This is a genomic window from Achromobacter pestifer, from assembly GCF_013267355.1.
GTDB classification, from domain to species: Bacteria; Pseudomonadota; Gammaproteobacteria; order Burkholderiales; family Burkholderiaceae_B; genus Achromobacter; species Achromobacter pestifer_A.
The window spans coordinates 4,947,955-4,962,658 of the sequence record NZ_CP053985.1 but is presented as its reverse complement, the minus strand read 5'-3'; the positions used below and the strand labels follow the sequence as shown (position 1 = coordinate 4,962,658).

Annotated in this window: 11 protein-coding genes; 4 read left to right on the top strand and 7 right to left on the bottom strand. The window is 67.3% G+C overall.

Annotated elements, in window-relative coordinates; genetic code table 11:
- Window position 1 precedes the first annotated feature (1 nt).
- The 5 genes from FOC84_RS23550 to FOC84_RS23530 form a co-directional block, all read right to left on the bottom strand.
- Window positions 2–979: an ABC transporter permease gene (locus FOC84_RS23550; protein WP_173146571.1), complete on the bottom strand. Its 978-nt coding sequence runs from the start codon at window positions 977–979 to the stop codon at window positions 2–4.
- On the bottom strand, window positions 976–3,213 hold the full coding sequence (locus tag FOC84_RS23545) for an ABC transporter substrate-binding protein (RefSeq protein WP_173146570.1): 2,238 nt from the start codon (window positions 3,211–3,213) through the stop codon (window positions 976–978). The genes FOC84_RS23550 and FOC84_RS23545 overlap by 4 nt, the downstream gene beginning before the upstream one ends.
- 121 nt (window positions 3,214–3,334) lie before the next feature.
- Window positions 3,335–3,994, bottom strand: coding sequence for a thermonuclease family protein (locus FOC84_RS23540; RefSeq protein ID WP_173146569.1), 660 nt, complete (start codon window positions 3,992–3,994; stop codon window positions 3,335–3,337).
- Between the two features lie 79 nt (window positions 3,995–4,073).
- A complete protein-coding gene (locus FOC84_RS23535; RefSeq protein ID WP_173146568.1) occupies window positions 4,074–5,078 on the bottom strand; it encodes a magnesium and cobalt transport protein CorA in 1,005 nt (334 codons plus the stop codon).
- Window positions 5,079–5,141: 63 nt separating this feature from the next.
- Window positions 5,142–7,247 carry an ATP-dependent helicase gene (locus FOC84_RS23530; RefSeq protein ID WP_173146567.1) on the bottom strand — a complete coding sequence of 702 codons (2,106 nt, stop codon included), beginning with the start codon at window positions 7,245–7,247 and terminating at the stop codon, window positions 5,142–5,144.
- Window positions 7,248–7,366: 119 nt separating this feature from the next.
- Between FOC84_RS23530 and FOC84_RS23525 the strand changes: the two genes are divergently transcribed.
- The gene (locus FOC84_RS23525) at window positions 7,367–8,263 is read left to right on the top strand and encodes a DUF72 domain-containing protein (protein ID WP_173150365.1); all 897 of its coding nucleotides are present in this window, start codon (window positions 7,367–7,369) and stop codon (window positions 8,261–8,263) included.
- On the opposite strand, the gene FOC84_RS23520 is transcribed toward FOC84_RS23525, so the two are convergent.
- Complete coding sequence (locus FOC84_RS23520; RefSeq protein ID WP_367949475.1) at window positions 8,249–9,760, bottom strand: PLP-dependent aminotransferase family protein; 1,512 nt, start codon at window positions 9,758–9,760, stop codon at window positions 8,249–8,251. The genes FOC84_RS23525 and FOC84_RS23520 overlap by 15 nt on opposite strands.
- Before the next feature lie 95 nt (window positions 9,761–9,855).
- Between FOC84_RS23520 and FOC84_RS23515 the strand changes: the two genes are divergently transcribed.
- The 3 genes from FOC84_RS23515 (at window position 9,856) to FOC84_RS23505 (ending at window position 13,714) form a co-directional block, all read left to right on the top strand.
- Entirely contained in the window at window positions 9,856–11,121 is a 1,266-nt protein-coding gene (locus FOC84_RS23515) for a 4-aminobutyrate--2-oxoglutarate transaminase (protein WP_173146566.1), read from the top strand.
- Between the two features lie 123 nt (window positions 11,122–11,244).
- Window positions 11,245–12,714: an NAD-dependent succinate-semialdehyde dehydrogenase gene (locus FOC84_RS23510; protein WP_173146565.1), complete on the top strand. Its 1,470-nt coding sequence runs from the start codon at window positions 11,245–11,247 to the stop codon at window positions 12,712–12,714.
- Window positions 12,715–12,859: 145 nt separating this feature from the next.
- Window positions 12,860–13,714 carry an inositol monophosphatase family protein gene (locus FOC84_RS23505; protein WP_173146564.1) on the top strand — a complete coding sequence of 285 codons (855 nt, stop codon included), beginning with the start codon at window positions 12,860–12,862 and terminating at the stop codon, window positions 13,712–13,714.
- A 161-nt stretch (window positions 13,715–13,875) separates the two neighbouring features.
- On the opposite strand, the gene FOC84_RS23500 is transcribed toward FOC84_RS23505, so the two are convergent.
- Window positions 13,876–14,694 (bottom strand): NAD-dependent protein deacetylase, encoded by an 819-nt coding sequence (locus FOC84_RS23500; protein WP_173146563.1) that lies wholly within the window; start codon window positions 14,692–14,694, stop codon window positions 13,876–13,878.
- Between the last annotated feature and the right edge of the window lie 10 nt (window positions 14,695–14,704).

Below are 14,704 nucleotides of genomic sequence, written 5' to 3'. Positions count from 1 at the left end.
GCTACTCGAATCGGACGCGGGGGTCGGCCAGCGTGTAGGAAATGTCGGCCAGGATCAGCCCCACGATGTAGAGGGCGGCGCCCAGGAACACCATGGCTCGCACGATGGAGAAATCCTGCGCGTTGATGGCGTCGATGGTGTAGCTGCCCAGGCCGGGAATGCCGAAGAAGGACTCCGCGATCAGACTGCCCATGAACAGCAGCGGCAGAGCGGCCACTGTGCTGGTCAGGATGGGCAGCATGGCGTTGCGCAGCACGTGCCGGAACAGCACGATGCGTTCAGCCAGGCCCTTGGAGCGGGCGGTCCGCACATAGTCCTTGCCGATCTCCTCCAGGAACAGGGTGCGGTAGAAGCGCGCTTCCGGGCCCAGCCGCGACACGATCGCGACCAGCACCGGCAGCGCCAGGAACTTGACCACGTCCAGCCCGCCCGAAAAGCCCGAGAACGGCACCAGCCGCAGCAGCTTGGCGAAGACCCATTGGCCGGCAATGATGTAGAACAGGCTGGAGATGGACAGCAGCAGCACGCAGACCACCACGCCCCAGAAGTCGAGCCGCGTGGCGCGGAAATACACCAGCGTCAGGGAAAAGACGATGCTGACGAACAGCCCCAGGAAGAAGGTGGGCACGGCCAGGGCCAGGCTGGGCCCCATGCGCGTCTTGATCTCGCGGCCGATGTCGCGCCCGCCGTCGGACGCGCCGAAATCCATGACCAGCAAGGGCACCGAACGCTGGTAGAACACCGTGTCGGTCAGTTGCGCCGCGCCTTGCGCGCGGGCATTGAAGAACAGCGGCTTGTCGTAGCCGCGCTCGACCTTCCATTTCTCCACGGCTTCCTGGTTGGCGCGTTGCCCGCCGATGGCCAGCCGCGCCATGTCGTCGGGCGTGTTCACGGCGAAGAACAGGATGAAGGTGAAGAGGTTCACGCCGATCAGGATCAGCACGCCGTACAGCAACCGGCGGATTACATAGCCGATCATGATTGATGCTCCTTGCCCAGGGCCGGCGCGAATGCCGTCTGGCGCTCACGCCGCTTCAGCGCCACATACGACGGCCATACCGCCAGCGCCAGCAACAGCGCGAACAGGCCTATCGGCCACCACCTCGGATAATTCCACTCGTCGATCTTCTGCTGCCGCAGGGCGGCATCGATCTTCATGTACTGCAGCGTGTTGCGGACCATCTGGGTCGGTTTGGCGTTGCCGACCCATTGCTGGTACGCGCCGCCCGACATCGGGAAGTAGCCGAACATCCAGGGTGCGTCGCGCTGTACGATGGCGGTCATCCGGGCGATGAGCTGTTCCTTTTCAGGACCGTCGTCCAGGAACTTCATCTGCTCGAAAAGGCGGTCGTATTCGGGGCTGGCGTAGTTGGCCGCGTTTTCGCCGCCGCCCTTGGCCTTGGCGTTGGGGCCGTAGAGCAGGAACAGGAAATTCTCGGCATCGGGGTAGTCGGCGTTCCAGCCCCACAGGAAGATCTGTGCGGACCCGCGCATCATCTTGTCCTGGAAGCGGTTGTAGTCGGTGGCGCGCACGTCCAGCTGCACGCCGATCTTGGCCATCTGACGCCGCATCCAGTCGAACTGCGGATTGGAGCCGCCGCCCTGCATCGAGTCGTAATAGAGCACCAGCGGCGCGCCGGTCTTGGCGTTGCGGCCGTCGGGATAGCCGGCCTCGGCCAGCAGGCGGCGCGCCACGTCCACGGACTTGCGCACGGGCTTGCCGTCCACGAGGTTGTAGACCACCGGGTTCACGCCCTCCGGCGGTTCGCGGTAGCCGAGCACGCCCGGCGGCACCGGGCCGTAAGCCACCGAAGCCTGGCTGTTCTCGAACACCGCGACGTACTCTTCCCAGTCGAACGCGATGCTGATGGCCTGGCGCAGCTTGCGGTTGCTTTCTTCCTGTTCCGGCGTGTCGCCCTTGCCCACCACCGGGTCCAGCCAGTTGAAGCCCATATACCAGTTGGCGGTCTCGACCGTCGTCGGCAGTTTGATGCCATGTTCGTTGTACAGGCGTGCCTTGTCCTGGCTGTCGCCCGCCGCGACCAGCATGGCCACGCCGTACTCGCCGCGCTCGATCTGCGGCACGTCGTAGTAGCCCTGCAAGAACTTGCCGGTCAGCGGTATGGCTTCCTTTTCGACGCTGAATTCCGCGCGGTCGATGAAGGGCGTGGGCTTGCCGCAGTCCGCCAGCAGCCCCGCCGCCGCGTCGCCCGGCTCGCCTTGGCAGGGATAGGGCTCGCCATGGAAGTTGGGATTGCGGCCCAGCACGTGGCGGCGGTTCTGCAGCGACTCCACCAGCATGTAGGGACCGGTGCCGACTGGCCAGGTGTTGAACGACAGGTCGTGCGCCCCCATGCCCGGCTGGCTGTAGAAACGGTCGGCTTCCCAGGGGATGGGCGCGGTGAAGGTCATGGCCAGCCAGTACTTGAACTGCGGGTACTTGCCGTTGACGCGGATGCGCAGGGTATGCGGATCCAGCGCCTGCACCCCGGTGAAGCCGTCGGCCTCGCGCAGATCCAGCCAGGGCGGCGCTACAGCGCCCCCCGGCACGTCGCGTCGCAGCGCCTGGTCGCGCTGGCGCAGCCGGTCCGCGTACTCCTTCAGGCCGGTCACGTGCTCGGTCATGAGGCTGGAGATCGGCGACACCACGCGCGGGCTGACCAGGCGCCGGAAAGCGTAGACGTAGTCGTCGGCCGTCAGTTCGCGGGTGCCGGTGCGCGGGAAATCGGGAATGTAGAACTTGTCGTCCAGTTCGCCCGGCGCCAGCGGAAAGTAGTCGTAGCCGCCGTCGGTCTTGCGGGCGAATGCCGGATGCGGCGCATAGTGCGCGCCCGGCCGGATCTTGATGTCGTAGATGCTTTGCGCGATCTGTTCGCCGGGCGTATCGGCGGGCAGCGTGTTGCCCTGCGCGTCGAGGTAAACGGGCGGATCGATCGACGCCGCCGCGCGCGGCACCAGTTCGTAGGGCCGCTTCAGATAGTGGTAGCCGTACAGCGTCTCATAGATATTGTACGTATAAGGCGTCTCGTCGCCGGAATAAGAGCTGGCCGGGTCCAGGTACTTCGGAGAGCGCTTGACGAAGGCGGAAAACAGCGTGTTCTGGCTTTCGGCGCCGGACGGGTATGGGCTGTTGATGGGGCTTTCTTGCGAGCAGCCCGCCAACGCCAGCGACAGCAGCATGGCCGCCGCCCAGAGCCGCTTCAATGCACGCATGGAAACCTTCCCTTCGAATCGTTGCGACAGAGGATAGCAAACACGGGCCGGGGCCAATACCCTGGCATCCCCCAGGGCCGGTCGCCATCAGACGGGGCATCCCGGCCGGGTCCGCCGTGGTTCAGCCGCACTGGCGCTGCCGCCAGCAGTCGTAGCGCCACTTCCAGGGTTGCATGGCGCCGGGCTGCGCCCACAGGCCGCGGCCGGCCGACTTGGCCTGGCGCTGCAGGTCCGGCATGGCCTTGTCGCGCAGGTAGTCCCCCTGGCGCGCCGTGTAGGCCCAGGCGTAGCCGGCCTCCACCTGCAGGCGGTTGGCCGAGCGGCCGTCGTCCAGGATCAGGGCGCAGACTTCCCGGCCGTACTGGTCCTTCTCGTAGCATTGCGCGGTGAGCGTCTTGCCCGCGACCAGATCGGCCAGATTCTTGCGTGCGGCCTCGGCATAAGGCTGTCCGGGCTGGTCGGATCCGTGGCCCTCTTCGGGCGCGTCGATGCTGTCCATGCGGATGCGGTGCTGGCCGTCGGGCGCGCGCAAGGTCACGGTGTCGCCGTCGGCCACGTTCACGATCATGCCCGTGAGCGTATAGCTGCCCTGCGGAATACCGCCAGCCAGCGTCGCGCCGGACCGGCCCTGGGACGTGGGGGCCGGACGTTCGGCCCGGTCCTGGCCCGGCGTCCCTGAAGGCTGCAGCCAATTGACGATGGCGCCTGCCGCCGCAAGTATCAGGGCGACGATCAGGGCGGTCAGCTTGCTGCCGCCGCGAAAGTTAGGTTTGCCACGCACCGCCTGCGCTCCAGGTAGGAAAACGCAGGCAGTTTGCCATAAAGGCCCCGACTCCGGCGGCCTATCCGGGACGTCCGCGCTACAGCCAGCCCGACTTGCGGAACCGCCAGTACAGGAAGGAACAGACCGACGCGATGACGCCCAGCGTGATGGGATAGCCCAGGGGCGACTTCAGTTCGGGCATGAATTCGAAGTTCATGCCGTAGATGCCGGCGATGGCCGTGGGCACCGCCAGGATGGCAGCCCAGGAGGCCAACTTGCGAGTGGTGTCGTTCTGCGCGGCCTGGCCTATCATCAGGCTGGCTTCAAAGGCGAACGCCAGCGATTCGCGCAGCGAGTTGAACAGTTCGTCCACGCGCAGCACGCGGTCGGCCACCTCGCCGAAGTACGGACGGGCGTGTTCGTCCACCGCCGACATCTCGACCCGCGCCAGGCGGCGGCAGATCTCGGCCAGCGGCGACACCACCGTGTGGATGCGCAGCAGGTCGCGACGCTGGCGGTACAGCCTGCGGATGTCGGAGTCCTTGGCGCCGCGGATCAGCAGCTTCTGCTCGGCGCCTTCGACCACGGATTCGATCTTGCCGGCCGCGGCCACATAGCGGTCCACCAGCCAATCCAGCAACTCCGAGGCCACATAATCGCTGCCGCGCTTGAGCAGGTCGGGCGAGGCTTCCAGACGTTCGCGCAAGGGACTGTGGCCGGCGGTGGCGCCGCGCCGCACCGTGACCAGGAAACCGTCGCCGATAAGGAACTGGGTCTCGCCGAAGATGGGGCGCTCGGCCTCGACCTCCACCGTGATGGCGACGATCAGGATCATGTTGCCGTAGTCGATGATCTTCGGCCGCCGGTGGGACTCCAGCATTTCTTCCTGGTTCTTGTCGCAGGCGCCGAGTTCGCTGGCGACCTTGGCCAGCATTTCCGGGCGCGGATTGCGCAGGCCGATCCACAGCATGCCGTGGTCCTGGCTGACGTACTGGGCGACTTCGTCGATGGGAACCTCGCGGTCCCGCCGTCCGTTCACATAGGCGATCGATGCGACGACCTCTCTCTTCGAGTCGTCGGCGGCCTGTTCTTCAGTAGCCATAAACACCCTTTTGCAATGCGATCCCTGCTGGACAGCTTATATATCGGGCGATGATAGCCCAGCCTACGAGAACAGGTTGCGCACCCGCTTGGCCACGTCCACGCTGGGCGCCTGCGGCGCCTTGGGCATGCCGCGTCCCTCGGGCAGCTCCGGCGGCTTGGGCAGGTGGTCGAACAGCGGCAGCATCGCATTGGTGATGTAGCGCGTGCGCGATCCATAGACGTGCCGGTCGCCCATGCCGGTCTGCTGGTGTACATAGAACCGCTGCGGCACGATGAGCTGCAGGCGCTCCTTGGCACGCGTCATCGCCACGTACAGCAGGCGGCGCTCTTCCTCGATTTCCTCGGCCGTGCCGGTGCTCATGTCGGACGGGATGCAGCCGTCCACCACGTTCAGGACGTAGACCGCCTTCCATTCCTGGCCCTTGGCGGAATGGATGGTGGACAGGATCATGTAATCCTCGTCGCGATGCGGCGCGCCGGACTCGTCGCTGGTGGCGTCCGGCGGATCCAGCGTCAGCTCGGTCAGGAAGCGTTCGCGCGTGCCGTAGCCCGCGGCGATGCGCGCCAGCTGGTCCAGGTCCGCGCGGCGCACGCGCGCATCGTCGTACAGGCGTTCCAGCTGGGCGCCGTACCAGCGCAAGGCCAGGTCCACGTCGGCCGGCCATTTCAGCGCGGGATCGCACAAGGCCGCATAAGTATCGGCGAAGGCGCCCCACTCTTCCTGCGCCGCCGCGCCCGGCTTGAATTCACGCAGCGCGCGCAAGGGCTCGGCCGAGGCCGACATGGCGTCCATCAGTTTGCCGGCCGTGGCGGGCCCGATGCCCGGCAGCAGCTGCGCCACGCGAAAGCCCGCCATGCGGCCGCGCGGATTCTCCGCCCAGCGCAGCAGCGACAGCAGGTCCTTCACGTGCGCGGCCTCCAGGAAGCGCAGGCCGCCGAATTTGACGAAGGGAATGTTGCGCCGGGTCAGCTCCAGTTCCAGCGCGGCGCTGTGGCTGGCGGTGCGGAACAGCGCCGCCTGCGACTTGAGCGTGGCCCCGCCCTCGCGCTGCGCCAGCACCTGGTCGGCCACCCAGCGCGCCTGGCCGGCTTCGTCGCTGACCGTCACCAGCTCAGGCAGTTGGGAGGATTGGCGGTCGGTCCACAGGTCCTTGGCGTAGCGCTCCGTGGCCAGGCCGATCACGGCGTTGGACGCGTTAAGGATGGGCTGGGTGGAGCGGTAATTGCGGTCCAGCGTGATGACGCGCGCCGGCGTCGGGAACTGCCCCGGAAAGTCCAGGATATTGCGCACCGTGGCCGCGCGGAACGAATAGATGGACTGGGCATCGTCGCCCACCACCGTCAGGCCGCGGCCGTCGGGTTTCATTGCCATCAGGATGGCGGATTGCAGGCGGTTGGTGTCCTGGTATTCGTCGACCAGCACATGGTCGAAGCGCGCCCCCACGTCCGCGGCGATACCGGGATCGCCCATCATTTCGGCCCAATAGAGCAGCAGATCGTCATAGTCCAGCACCTGCTGGTCCTGCTTGGCCGCGACGTAGGCGCGGAACAGGTTCTTGAGTTCGTCTTCCCATTGGGCGCACCAGGGGAAGGAAGTCTTCAGCACGTCGGCCACCGGCGTCTGGCTGTTGACCACGCGCGAGTAAATGGCCAGGCAGGTGCCTTTGAGCGGAAAGCGCGACTTGGTGGACGACAGGCCCAGCTCGTGGCGCACCATGCCCATCAGGTCCTCGGCGTCGCCGCGATCATGGATGGTGAAGGCTTCGGACAGGCCGATGCGTTGCGCGCAATCGCGCAGCAGACGCGCGCCGATGGCATGGAAGGTGCCGGCCCAAGGCAGCGACGGCGCTTGCTGGGTGGCGCGCAGCCTCATCACCCGCTGCAGCACCGAGCCCACGCGCCGCTCCATTTCCAGCGCCGCGCGGCGCGAGAAGGTCAACAGCAGCATGCGCTGGGGATCGGCGCCGTTCAGGATCAGATGCGCGACCCGATGGGCCAGCGTATTGGTCTTGCCCGAGCCGGCCCCGGCGATCACCAGCAGGGGGCCGTCGTCGCCCGGCGCGCCGGCCACGCCGAACTCGGCGGCCTCGCGTTGGGCGGGATTGAGATCGGCCAGGGGATCGGGGCGCTCGGCGGACGGGGAGGACGTATCGGTTTGGTCGGACATGGGGCGGGGCCGCAGCATTGCAGCCGCTGAAAACGGCGAGCCCGGACATTGCCGGGCTTCGGATGAACACTGTATATTTATACAGAATTTTTTCAATAAAGTCTGATTTGCCCGTGGCCATGCGCCTCTTGACCGGCACCGCCTCCTGGACCGACCCCACCCTGCTGGCTTGCGGCCGCTTCTACCCGCTCGAGGTCCGCAGCGCCGAAGCGCGGCTGCGCTTCTATGCCTCGCGCTTCCCCATGGCCGAGGTCGATTCCAGCTACTACGCCATGCCCACGGCCGAAAACGCCTACTTGTGGGCGCAGCGCACGCCGGACGATTTCGTCTTCAATATCAAGGCCTTCCGGCTATTCACCGGCCACCAGACGCCGCTGTCCGCGCTGCCCGCGGACATCCGGCGCGAATTGCCCGACTGGCCCGAGCCCGTCATCTACCACGACCAGATGCCCGCGGACCTGCGCGACGAACTCTGGCGCCGCTACCCGCTTGCGCTGGAACCACTGCGCATGGCCGGCAAGCTGGGCGCGGTGCATTTCCAGTTTCCACCCTGGATCCGGCGCGATGCGCGCGGGCGGGCGCGGGTCGCCGACTGCGCGCGGCGCATGGAGGAACATCTGGTGTCCGTGGAGTTCCGCCACCGCAGCTGGTTCGAGTCGCCGGCCGCCACTGCCGACACCCTGGCCTTCGAACGTGATCTTGGCGTGGCGCATACGGTGGTCGACAGCCCCCAAGGCTTTGACAACACCGTACCCGCCGTCTGGGAATGCACCCACCCGGAGCTGACGCTGCTGCGCCTGCATGGGCGCAACACGGCCACCTGGAACGTGTCGGGCGCCGCGTCCTCGAGCCGCTTCCAGTACGAATACTCGGAACAGGAACTGGCCGAACTGGCCGAGCGCTTTGCGCGGCTGGCGGCGCAAAGCGCCCAGGCGCACGCAGTGTTCAATACCAACTTCGAAGACCAGGGCATGCGCAACGCCGCGGCTTTCGCGGCGGCGCTAGCGCCCGCCTGACGCCGCCAGCGCCGCGGGCGCGCGCGCCACTTCGTTCAGGCTTTCCAGCAGCACCTCGAACTTGCGCGCGATGTCGTGCTCGGGCACGCAGGCGTAGCCCAGCAACAGGCCGGGCCGGCGGCCCTCGTCGTTGACGTAGTAGCGCGACAGCGCGCGCGTCAACACGCCCTTGCCGCGCGCCACGTCCACCACGCGCAGGTCGTCCATGTCCTGCGGCAGCGTCAACACCAGATGCAGCCCCGCCATGCTGGCGTCGCGATGCAGCCAATCCGGCCCCAGCCGCCGCTCGATCAGGTTGACCAGCATGGCGCGGCGGCGTCCGTACAACATGCGCATGCGGCGGATGTGGGCAGCGTAGTGGCCTTCCGAGATGAACGTGGCCAGGGCCGCGTGCGTCATCAGGTGGCCTTCGCGGTAGAGCTCGGCGTGCGCCGCCTGGAACGCGGCGGTCAGGGTCTTGGGCAGCACCAGATAGCCTACCCGCAGGCCCGGGTACAAGGTCTTGCTGAAGGTGCCCATGTAGATCACCGGCGCGTCCGGCTCAAGCCCCAGCAGCGAGGCGATCGGCCGGCCGGAGAAGCGGAATTCGCTGTCGTAGTCGTCCTCGATGATCCAGCTGCCGCTTTGCCGCGCCACCGCCAGCAACTGGCGCCGGCGCGTCAGCGACATGACCGGCCCCAGCGGATACTGGTGCGACGGCGTGACGAAGATGAAGCGCGGCGGCGTGCCCACGGTCTCCGGCAGGCGCATGCCCTCCTCGTCCACCGGCAGGTGCACGGTGTGCAGGCCGTTGGCCTGCAGCACGGTACGCGCCCCCCAATAGCCCGGATCTTCGACCCAGGCGGTCTCGCCGGCCTCGCCCAGGATGCGGGTGGTCAGGTCGATGGCCTGATGCGAGCCCTCGGTGATGATGATCTGCTCGGGATCGCAATCGATCGAGCGGGTCAGCGCCAGATGCTGCGCCAGCGCCTCGCGCAGGGCCGGCAGCCCGCCGCCGTAGGCGTAGGTCAGCAGATCGGGCGAGGGATTGCGCCACAGCGCGCTGAAAATTCGGCCGAACTTCTTGTGCGGGAACTCGGTCAGGTCAGGCACGCCGGGCATGAAGGCGCCCCATTGGTAGGGCGACGCGGACACGCTGTCGACGATGGCGGCGCCGCGCGGCGACAGCGCCGGGCGCGGCTGCGCGGGCGGCGGCTGGCGCTTGCGCCGGCCGCTATCCAGGTAGGAATCGGGGACCGAGGCATTGACGAAGGTGCCGTTGCCCTGGCGGCTGCGGGTGTAGCCTTCGGCCAGCAGCTGGCTGTAGACGTGGACCACGGTGTTGCGGGCGATGCCGAGTTCGGCCGCCAGGTCGCGCGAGGCGGGCAGGCGCGAGTCCGCCGCAATGGCTCCGTCCAGGATGGCTTCCCGGATGCCGCGGTACAGCCGCTTGTTCATGGGCTCGCTGGAGCCGTCCGTCAGCCGCAGTTGCAGCAAGTCACCGACTATGGACCGCAATTGGTTCTACCTGATTTATAAAAGTGGTTCCCACAAATGGGGCCATCGTAGCATTAAATAAGGTTTTCCCGCCCATCATGCTCTTCGAGGCTGAGATGAAGAATCAGGACCTGAATACCCGCCGTTCCCTGGCCACGCCCCGCGGCGTCGGCGTCATGTGCGACTTCTACGCGGTGCGCGCCGAAAACGCCACCCTGTGGGACGCCAATGGCAAGGAATACATCGATTTCGCAGGCGGCATCGCCGTCCTGAACACGGGCCACCTGCACCCGAAGATCAAGGCCGCGGTCTCCGCGCAGCTGGACAACTTCACGCACACGGCCTACCAGATCGTGCCGTACGAAGGTTATGTCTCGCTGGCCGAGCGCATCAACCGCCTCGCCCCCATCGACGGCCTGAAGAAGAGCGCCTTCTTCACCACCGGCGTCGAAGCCGTCGAAAACGCCGTCAAGATCGCGCGTTCGGCCACCGGCCGCTCGGGCGTCATCGCCTTCTCGGGCTCGTTCCACGGCCGCACCATGCTGGGCATGGCGCTGACCGGCAAGGTCGCCCCGTACAAGCTGTCTTTCGGCCCGATGCCGGGCGACATCTATCACGTGCCCTTCCCCAACGCCACTCAGTCCATCAGCGTGGCGGACTCGCTCAAGGCGCTGGACCTGCTGTGCAAGTGCGACATCGATCCCAAGCGCGTCGCGGCCATCATCATCGAGCCGGTGCAGGGCGAAGGCGGCTTCAACATCACCCCGCCTGAGCTGATGACGGCGCTGCGCAAGGTCTGCGACGAACACGGCATCCTGCTGATCGCCGACGAAGTCCAGACCGGCTTCGGCCGCACCGGCAAGCTGTTCGCCATGGAACACCACTCGGTCCAGGCCGACCTGATCACCATGGCCAAGAGCCTGGGCGGCGGCTTCCCGATCTCGGGCGTGGTCGGCCGCGCCGACGTCATGGACGCGCCCGCCGCCGGCGGCCTGGGCGGTACCTACGCCGGCAACCCGCTGGCGGTCGCCGCGGCGCACGCCGTGCTGGACGTGATCGCCGAGGAAAAGCTGTGCGAACGCGCCGTCGCCCTGGGCGACAAGCTGCGCGCGCATCTGGAAGGCCTGCGCGCCAAGGTTCCGGGCATCGCCGACGTGCGCGGCCTGGGCTCCATGGTCGCCCTGGAACTGAACGATCCCGCCACCGGCAAGCCGGACGCGGAAGCGGTCAAGCGCGTGCAAGCCCGCGCCATCGAAAAGGGTCTGATTTTGCTAAGCTGCGGTGTGTACGGCAACGTCCTGCGCTTCCTGTACCCCTTGACCATCCCCGATGCGCAGTTCGATAGCGCGCTGGCCATCCTGTCCGAGGCGCTCGCCGCCTGACGCACAGGGCCTGAACAACCGGTATTTCGGCGGGCAGGCACAAGTTTTGCGGGCGTAGCGGGTTACCCGCCACGCCCGCAAGCGTTTCCTGGCCCACCGCATCCTCTCAAGGAGACTCCAACAATGACCGCACTGACCCATCCCCTGGCGCGCCCCGATCTGCTGCGCGACGCCTGCTACATCGACGGCAAGTGGGTAGCCGCCGGGAACGGCCCGTCCATCCCCGTGGACAATCCCTCCACCGGCAAGACCATCGTGTCCGTGCCCAAGCTGGGCCGCAAGGAAGCCGAACAGGCCATCGCCAGCGCCGAGGCCGCCCTGCCCGCCTGGAGCGCCAAGACCGGCAAGGAACGCGCCGCGATCCTGCTGAAGTGGGCCCAGCTCATGATGCAGAACCAGCAGGACCTGGCCGCCATCATGACGTCCGAACAGGGCAAGCCCGTGACCGAAGCCGCTGGCGAAATCGCCTACGCCGCCTCGTTCCTGGAGTGGTTCGGCGAAGAAGCCAAGCGCATCGATGGCGACATCCTGCAAAGCCCCAAGGCGGGCCAGCGCCTGATGGCGCTCAAGCAGCCCATCGGCGTCACCGCCGCCATCACGCCGTGGAACTTCCCGGCCGCGATGATCACGCGCAAGGTCGGCCCGGCCCTGGCAGCCGGCTGCACCATGGTGGTCAAGCCCGCCCAGCAGACCCCGCTGACCGCGCTGGCGCTGGCCGTGCTGGCCGAAGAGGCCGGCGTGCCCCCCGGCGTCTTCCACGTCATCACCGGCAGCTCGCGCGAAATCGGCGCGGCCCTGTGCGAAAGCGACGTGGTGCGCAAGCTGAGCTTCACCGGCTCCACCGAAGTCGGCCGCACGCTGATGGAGCAATGCGCCCCCACCATCAAGAAGCTGTCGCTGGAACTGGGCGGCAACGCGCCCTTCATCGTGTTCGACGACGCCGACCTGGATCGCGCCATCGACGGCATCCTGGCCTCGAAGTACCGCAATGCGGGCCAGACCTGCGTGTGCGCCAACCGCATCTACGTACAGTCCGGCGTCTACGAAGAGATCGCCAAGCGCCTGGTCGCCAAGGTCGAGGCCATGAAGGTCGGCGACGGCTTTGGCGACGGCGTGACCCAGGGCCCGCTGATCGACAGCAGCGCCGTGGAAAAGGTGCAGGAACACATCGCCGACGCCACCGCACACGGCGCCCGCGTCATCGCCGGCGGCAAGCCCCACGCGCTGGGCGGCACCTTCTTCGAACCGACCGTGGTGCGCGACGTGACCCAGTCCATGCGCTTCGCGACCGAGGAAACCTTCGGCCCGGTGGCCCCGCTGTTCCGCTTCGAAACGGAACAGGAAGTCATCGGCATGGCCAACGACACCATCTTCGGCCTGGCCGCCTACTTCTTCACCCGCGACTACGCCCGCATCTGGCGCGTGTCCGAGGCGCTGGAATACGGCATCGTCGGCATCAACACCGGCATCATCTCCAATGAAGTCGGCCCGTTCGGCGGCGTCAAGCAATCCGGCCTGGGCCGCGAAGGCTCCAAGTACGGCATCGAAGAGTACCTGGAGATCAAGTACCTCTGCGTGGACCTGGGCGCCTGACGGCCCCTTGCGCGCGGCCCCCGCCGGCACCTGCCGGCGGGGGCCGCGCGCTTTTCCCCGGCAGGATTCCGGCAGTCTGACAGGTTGCATCCCGGCCCGCGCCCGGCATGGTAGATTTGCGCGTTCCCTGAACGAACGAGTCCGTATGAGCAGAACCTTTACCCGCGAGGACACCCGCCGGCTTGCCGCCATCCTGGCCGAAACGGCGCAGGCGGAAGTCATGCCCCGCTTTCGCAATCTGCCGGAAGGGGCGGTGCGCGGCAAAAGCTCCGCCCGCGACCTCGTGACCGACGCGGACGAAGCCGCCGAGCGCCTGATCGGAGCGCGCCTGGCCAAGCTGCACCCGGGCGCCGTGCTGATCGGCGAGGAAGCCTCGGCGCGCAACCCCGCCCTGCTGAACATGCTGGTCGACGCCGACCTGGCGTTCCTGATCGACCCCATCGACGGCACCCGCAACTACGTGGCCGGCCTGCCGCTCTTCGGCATGATGATCGCCGCCTGCCATCGCGGCGACGTGATCGCGGGCGTCATCTACGACCCGGTCAGCCGCGACAGCGCGCTCGCCGTGCGCGGCGAAGGCGCCTGGATGGAATACGAAAACGGCAAGCAGGTCCAGCTCGCGGTGGCCAGCCCCGCGCCGCCCGAGGACATGGACGGCCTGATCTCGACCGGCGCCCTGCCCGAACCGCTGCGCACGACCGTCAACGGTAATCTGTCGCGCCTGGGCAGCACTGCCTCGCTGCGTTGCGCCGCGCACGAATACCGCATGTTGGCCGCCGGGCACTGCCACATCGCGCTCTACAACCAGCTGACCGCCTGGGACCACGCGGCCGGCTGGCTGCTGCACCGGGAAGCCGGCGGCTATGCGGCCCACTTCGACGGCTCTCCCTACAAGCCCACGCACCGCAGCGGCGGCCTGCTGTATGCGCCGGACGCCGGCAGCTGGCACGCGGCCCGCAAGGCGCTAATGGGGGACATGGCGGACGCCGCCGAGACTTGACAAACGCCCCCGGGAAAAGGTCAAAAACTCGGGGTTATCCCTAGGAGTTATCCCCAGTTCCTGTGGACAACCCTATGGAAAGGTCTGTAACAGCAGAAAAAAACCTTTGCAGGGCAAGCACTTGCTTAGACCGGTCAAAAACCGGCCGGCCTTCGGGCGTGTTACAGAGCGTCCAGCGCCTCGGCGCAAGGCAGTTCCACTTTCAGGGTCAGCATGCTGTCGGCGCGGGTGCGCCCCAGGTTGATGGCAGCTATCGGCATGCCGTTGCGCGAGGCCGCGGACACGAAGCGGTAGCCTGAATACACCATCAACGATGAGCCCACCACCAGTACCGCGTCGGCGTTCATGAGGCCGGCATTGGCGCGGTCCACCCGCTCGCGCGGCACGGTTTCGCCAAAGAAAACCACGTCCGGCTTGACGATGCCGCTGCAGCGCGGACAGGGCGGTACCTGAAAGCGCGCAAAGTCCTCGCCCTCCAGGTCGGCATCGCCGTCGGGCGCATCCGTGGCATCCAACTGCACCCAGTCCGGATTGCCGCCCTGCAGCGCCTCCTGCCAGGCCTGGCGGCCGCCGCGCCAATCGCAGGCCATGCAGCGCACCTCGTCCAGCCGGCCGTGCAGGTCGACGACGTCGCGGCTGCCGGCGGCCTCGTGCAGGCCATCGACGTTCTGCGTCACCAGCACCGAGACGCGGCCGCGCGACTCCAGCCGCGCCAGCGCCCGGTGCGAGGTATTGGGCTGCACGTGGCCGAAGCGGCGCCAGCCCACCATGCTGCGCGCCCAGTAACGCGCCCGCGCCAGCTCCCCGCCCATGAAGGTCTGCAGCGTCATGGGCGGCTTGCGCTTCCATTCGCCTTCGGTGTCGCGATAGTCGGGGATGCCGGAGTCGGTGCTGACGCCCGCCCCCGTCAGCACGAACAGCCGCGGGTGGCGGTCGACAAAGCCGCGCAGCGCGGCCAGATCAGAGACTCGTGTGTCCATCCAGGCTCCT

Bases quoted from the DNA above. Each gene is read 5' to 3' on its own strand.
- FOC84_RS23550 (WP_173146571.1), bottom strand. From the start codon at position 979: ATGATCGGCTATGTAATCCGCCGGTTGCTGTACGGCGTGCTGATCCTG.
- FOC84_RS23545 (WP_173146570.1), bottom strand. From the start codon at position 3,213: ATGCGTGCATTGAAGCGGCTCTGGGCGGCGGCCATGCTGCTGTCGCTG.
- FOC84_RS23535 (WP_173146568.1), bottom strand. From the start codon at position 5,078: ATGGCTACTGAAGAACAGGCCGCCGACGACTCGAAGAGAGAGGTCGTC.
- FOC84_RS23530 (WP_173146567.1), bottom strand. From the start codon at position 7,247: ATGTCCGACCAAACCGATACGTCCTCCCCGTCCGCCGAGCGCCCCGAT.
- FOC84_RS23525 (WP_173150365.1), top strand. From the start codon at position 7,367: ATGCGCCTCTTGACCGGCACCGCCTCCTGGACCGACCCCACCCTGCTG.
- FOC84_RS23515 (WP_173146566.1), top strand. From the start codon at position 9,856: ATGAAGAATCAGGACCTGAATACCCGCCGTTCCCTGGCCACGCCCCGC.
- FOC84_RS23510 (WP_173146565.1), top strand. From the start codon at position 11,245: ATGACCGCACTGACCCATCCCCTGGCGCGCCCCGATCTGCTGCGCGAC.
- FOC84_RS23505 (WP_173146564.1), top strand. From the start codon at position 12,860: ATGAGCAGAACCTTTACCCGCGAGGACACCCGCCGGCTTGCCGCCATC.
- FOC84_RS23500 (WP_173146563.1), bottom strand. From the start codon at position 14,694: ATGGACACACGAGTCTCTGATCTGGCCGCGCTGCGCGGCTTTGTCGAC.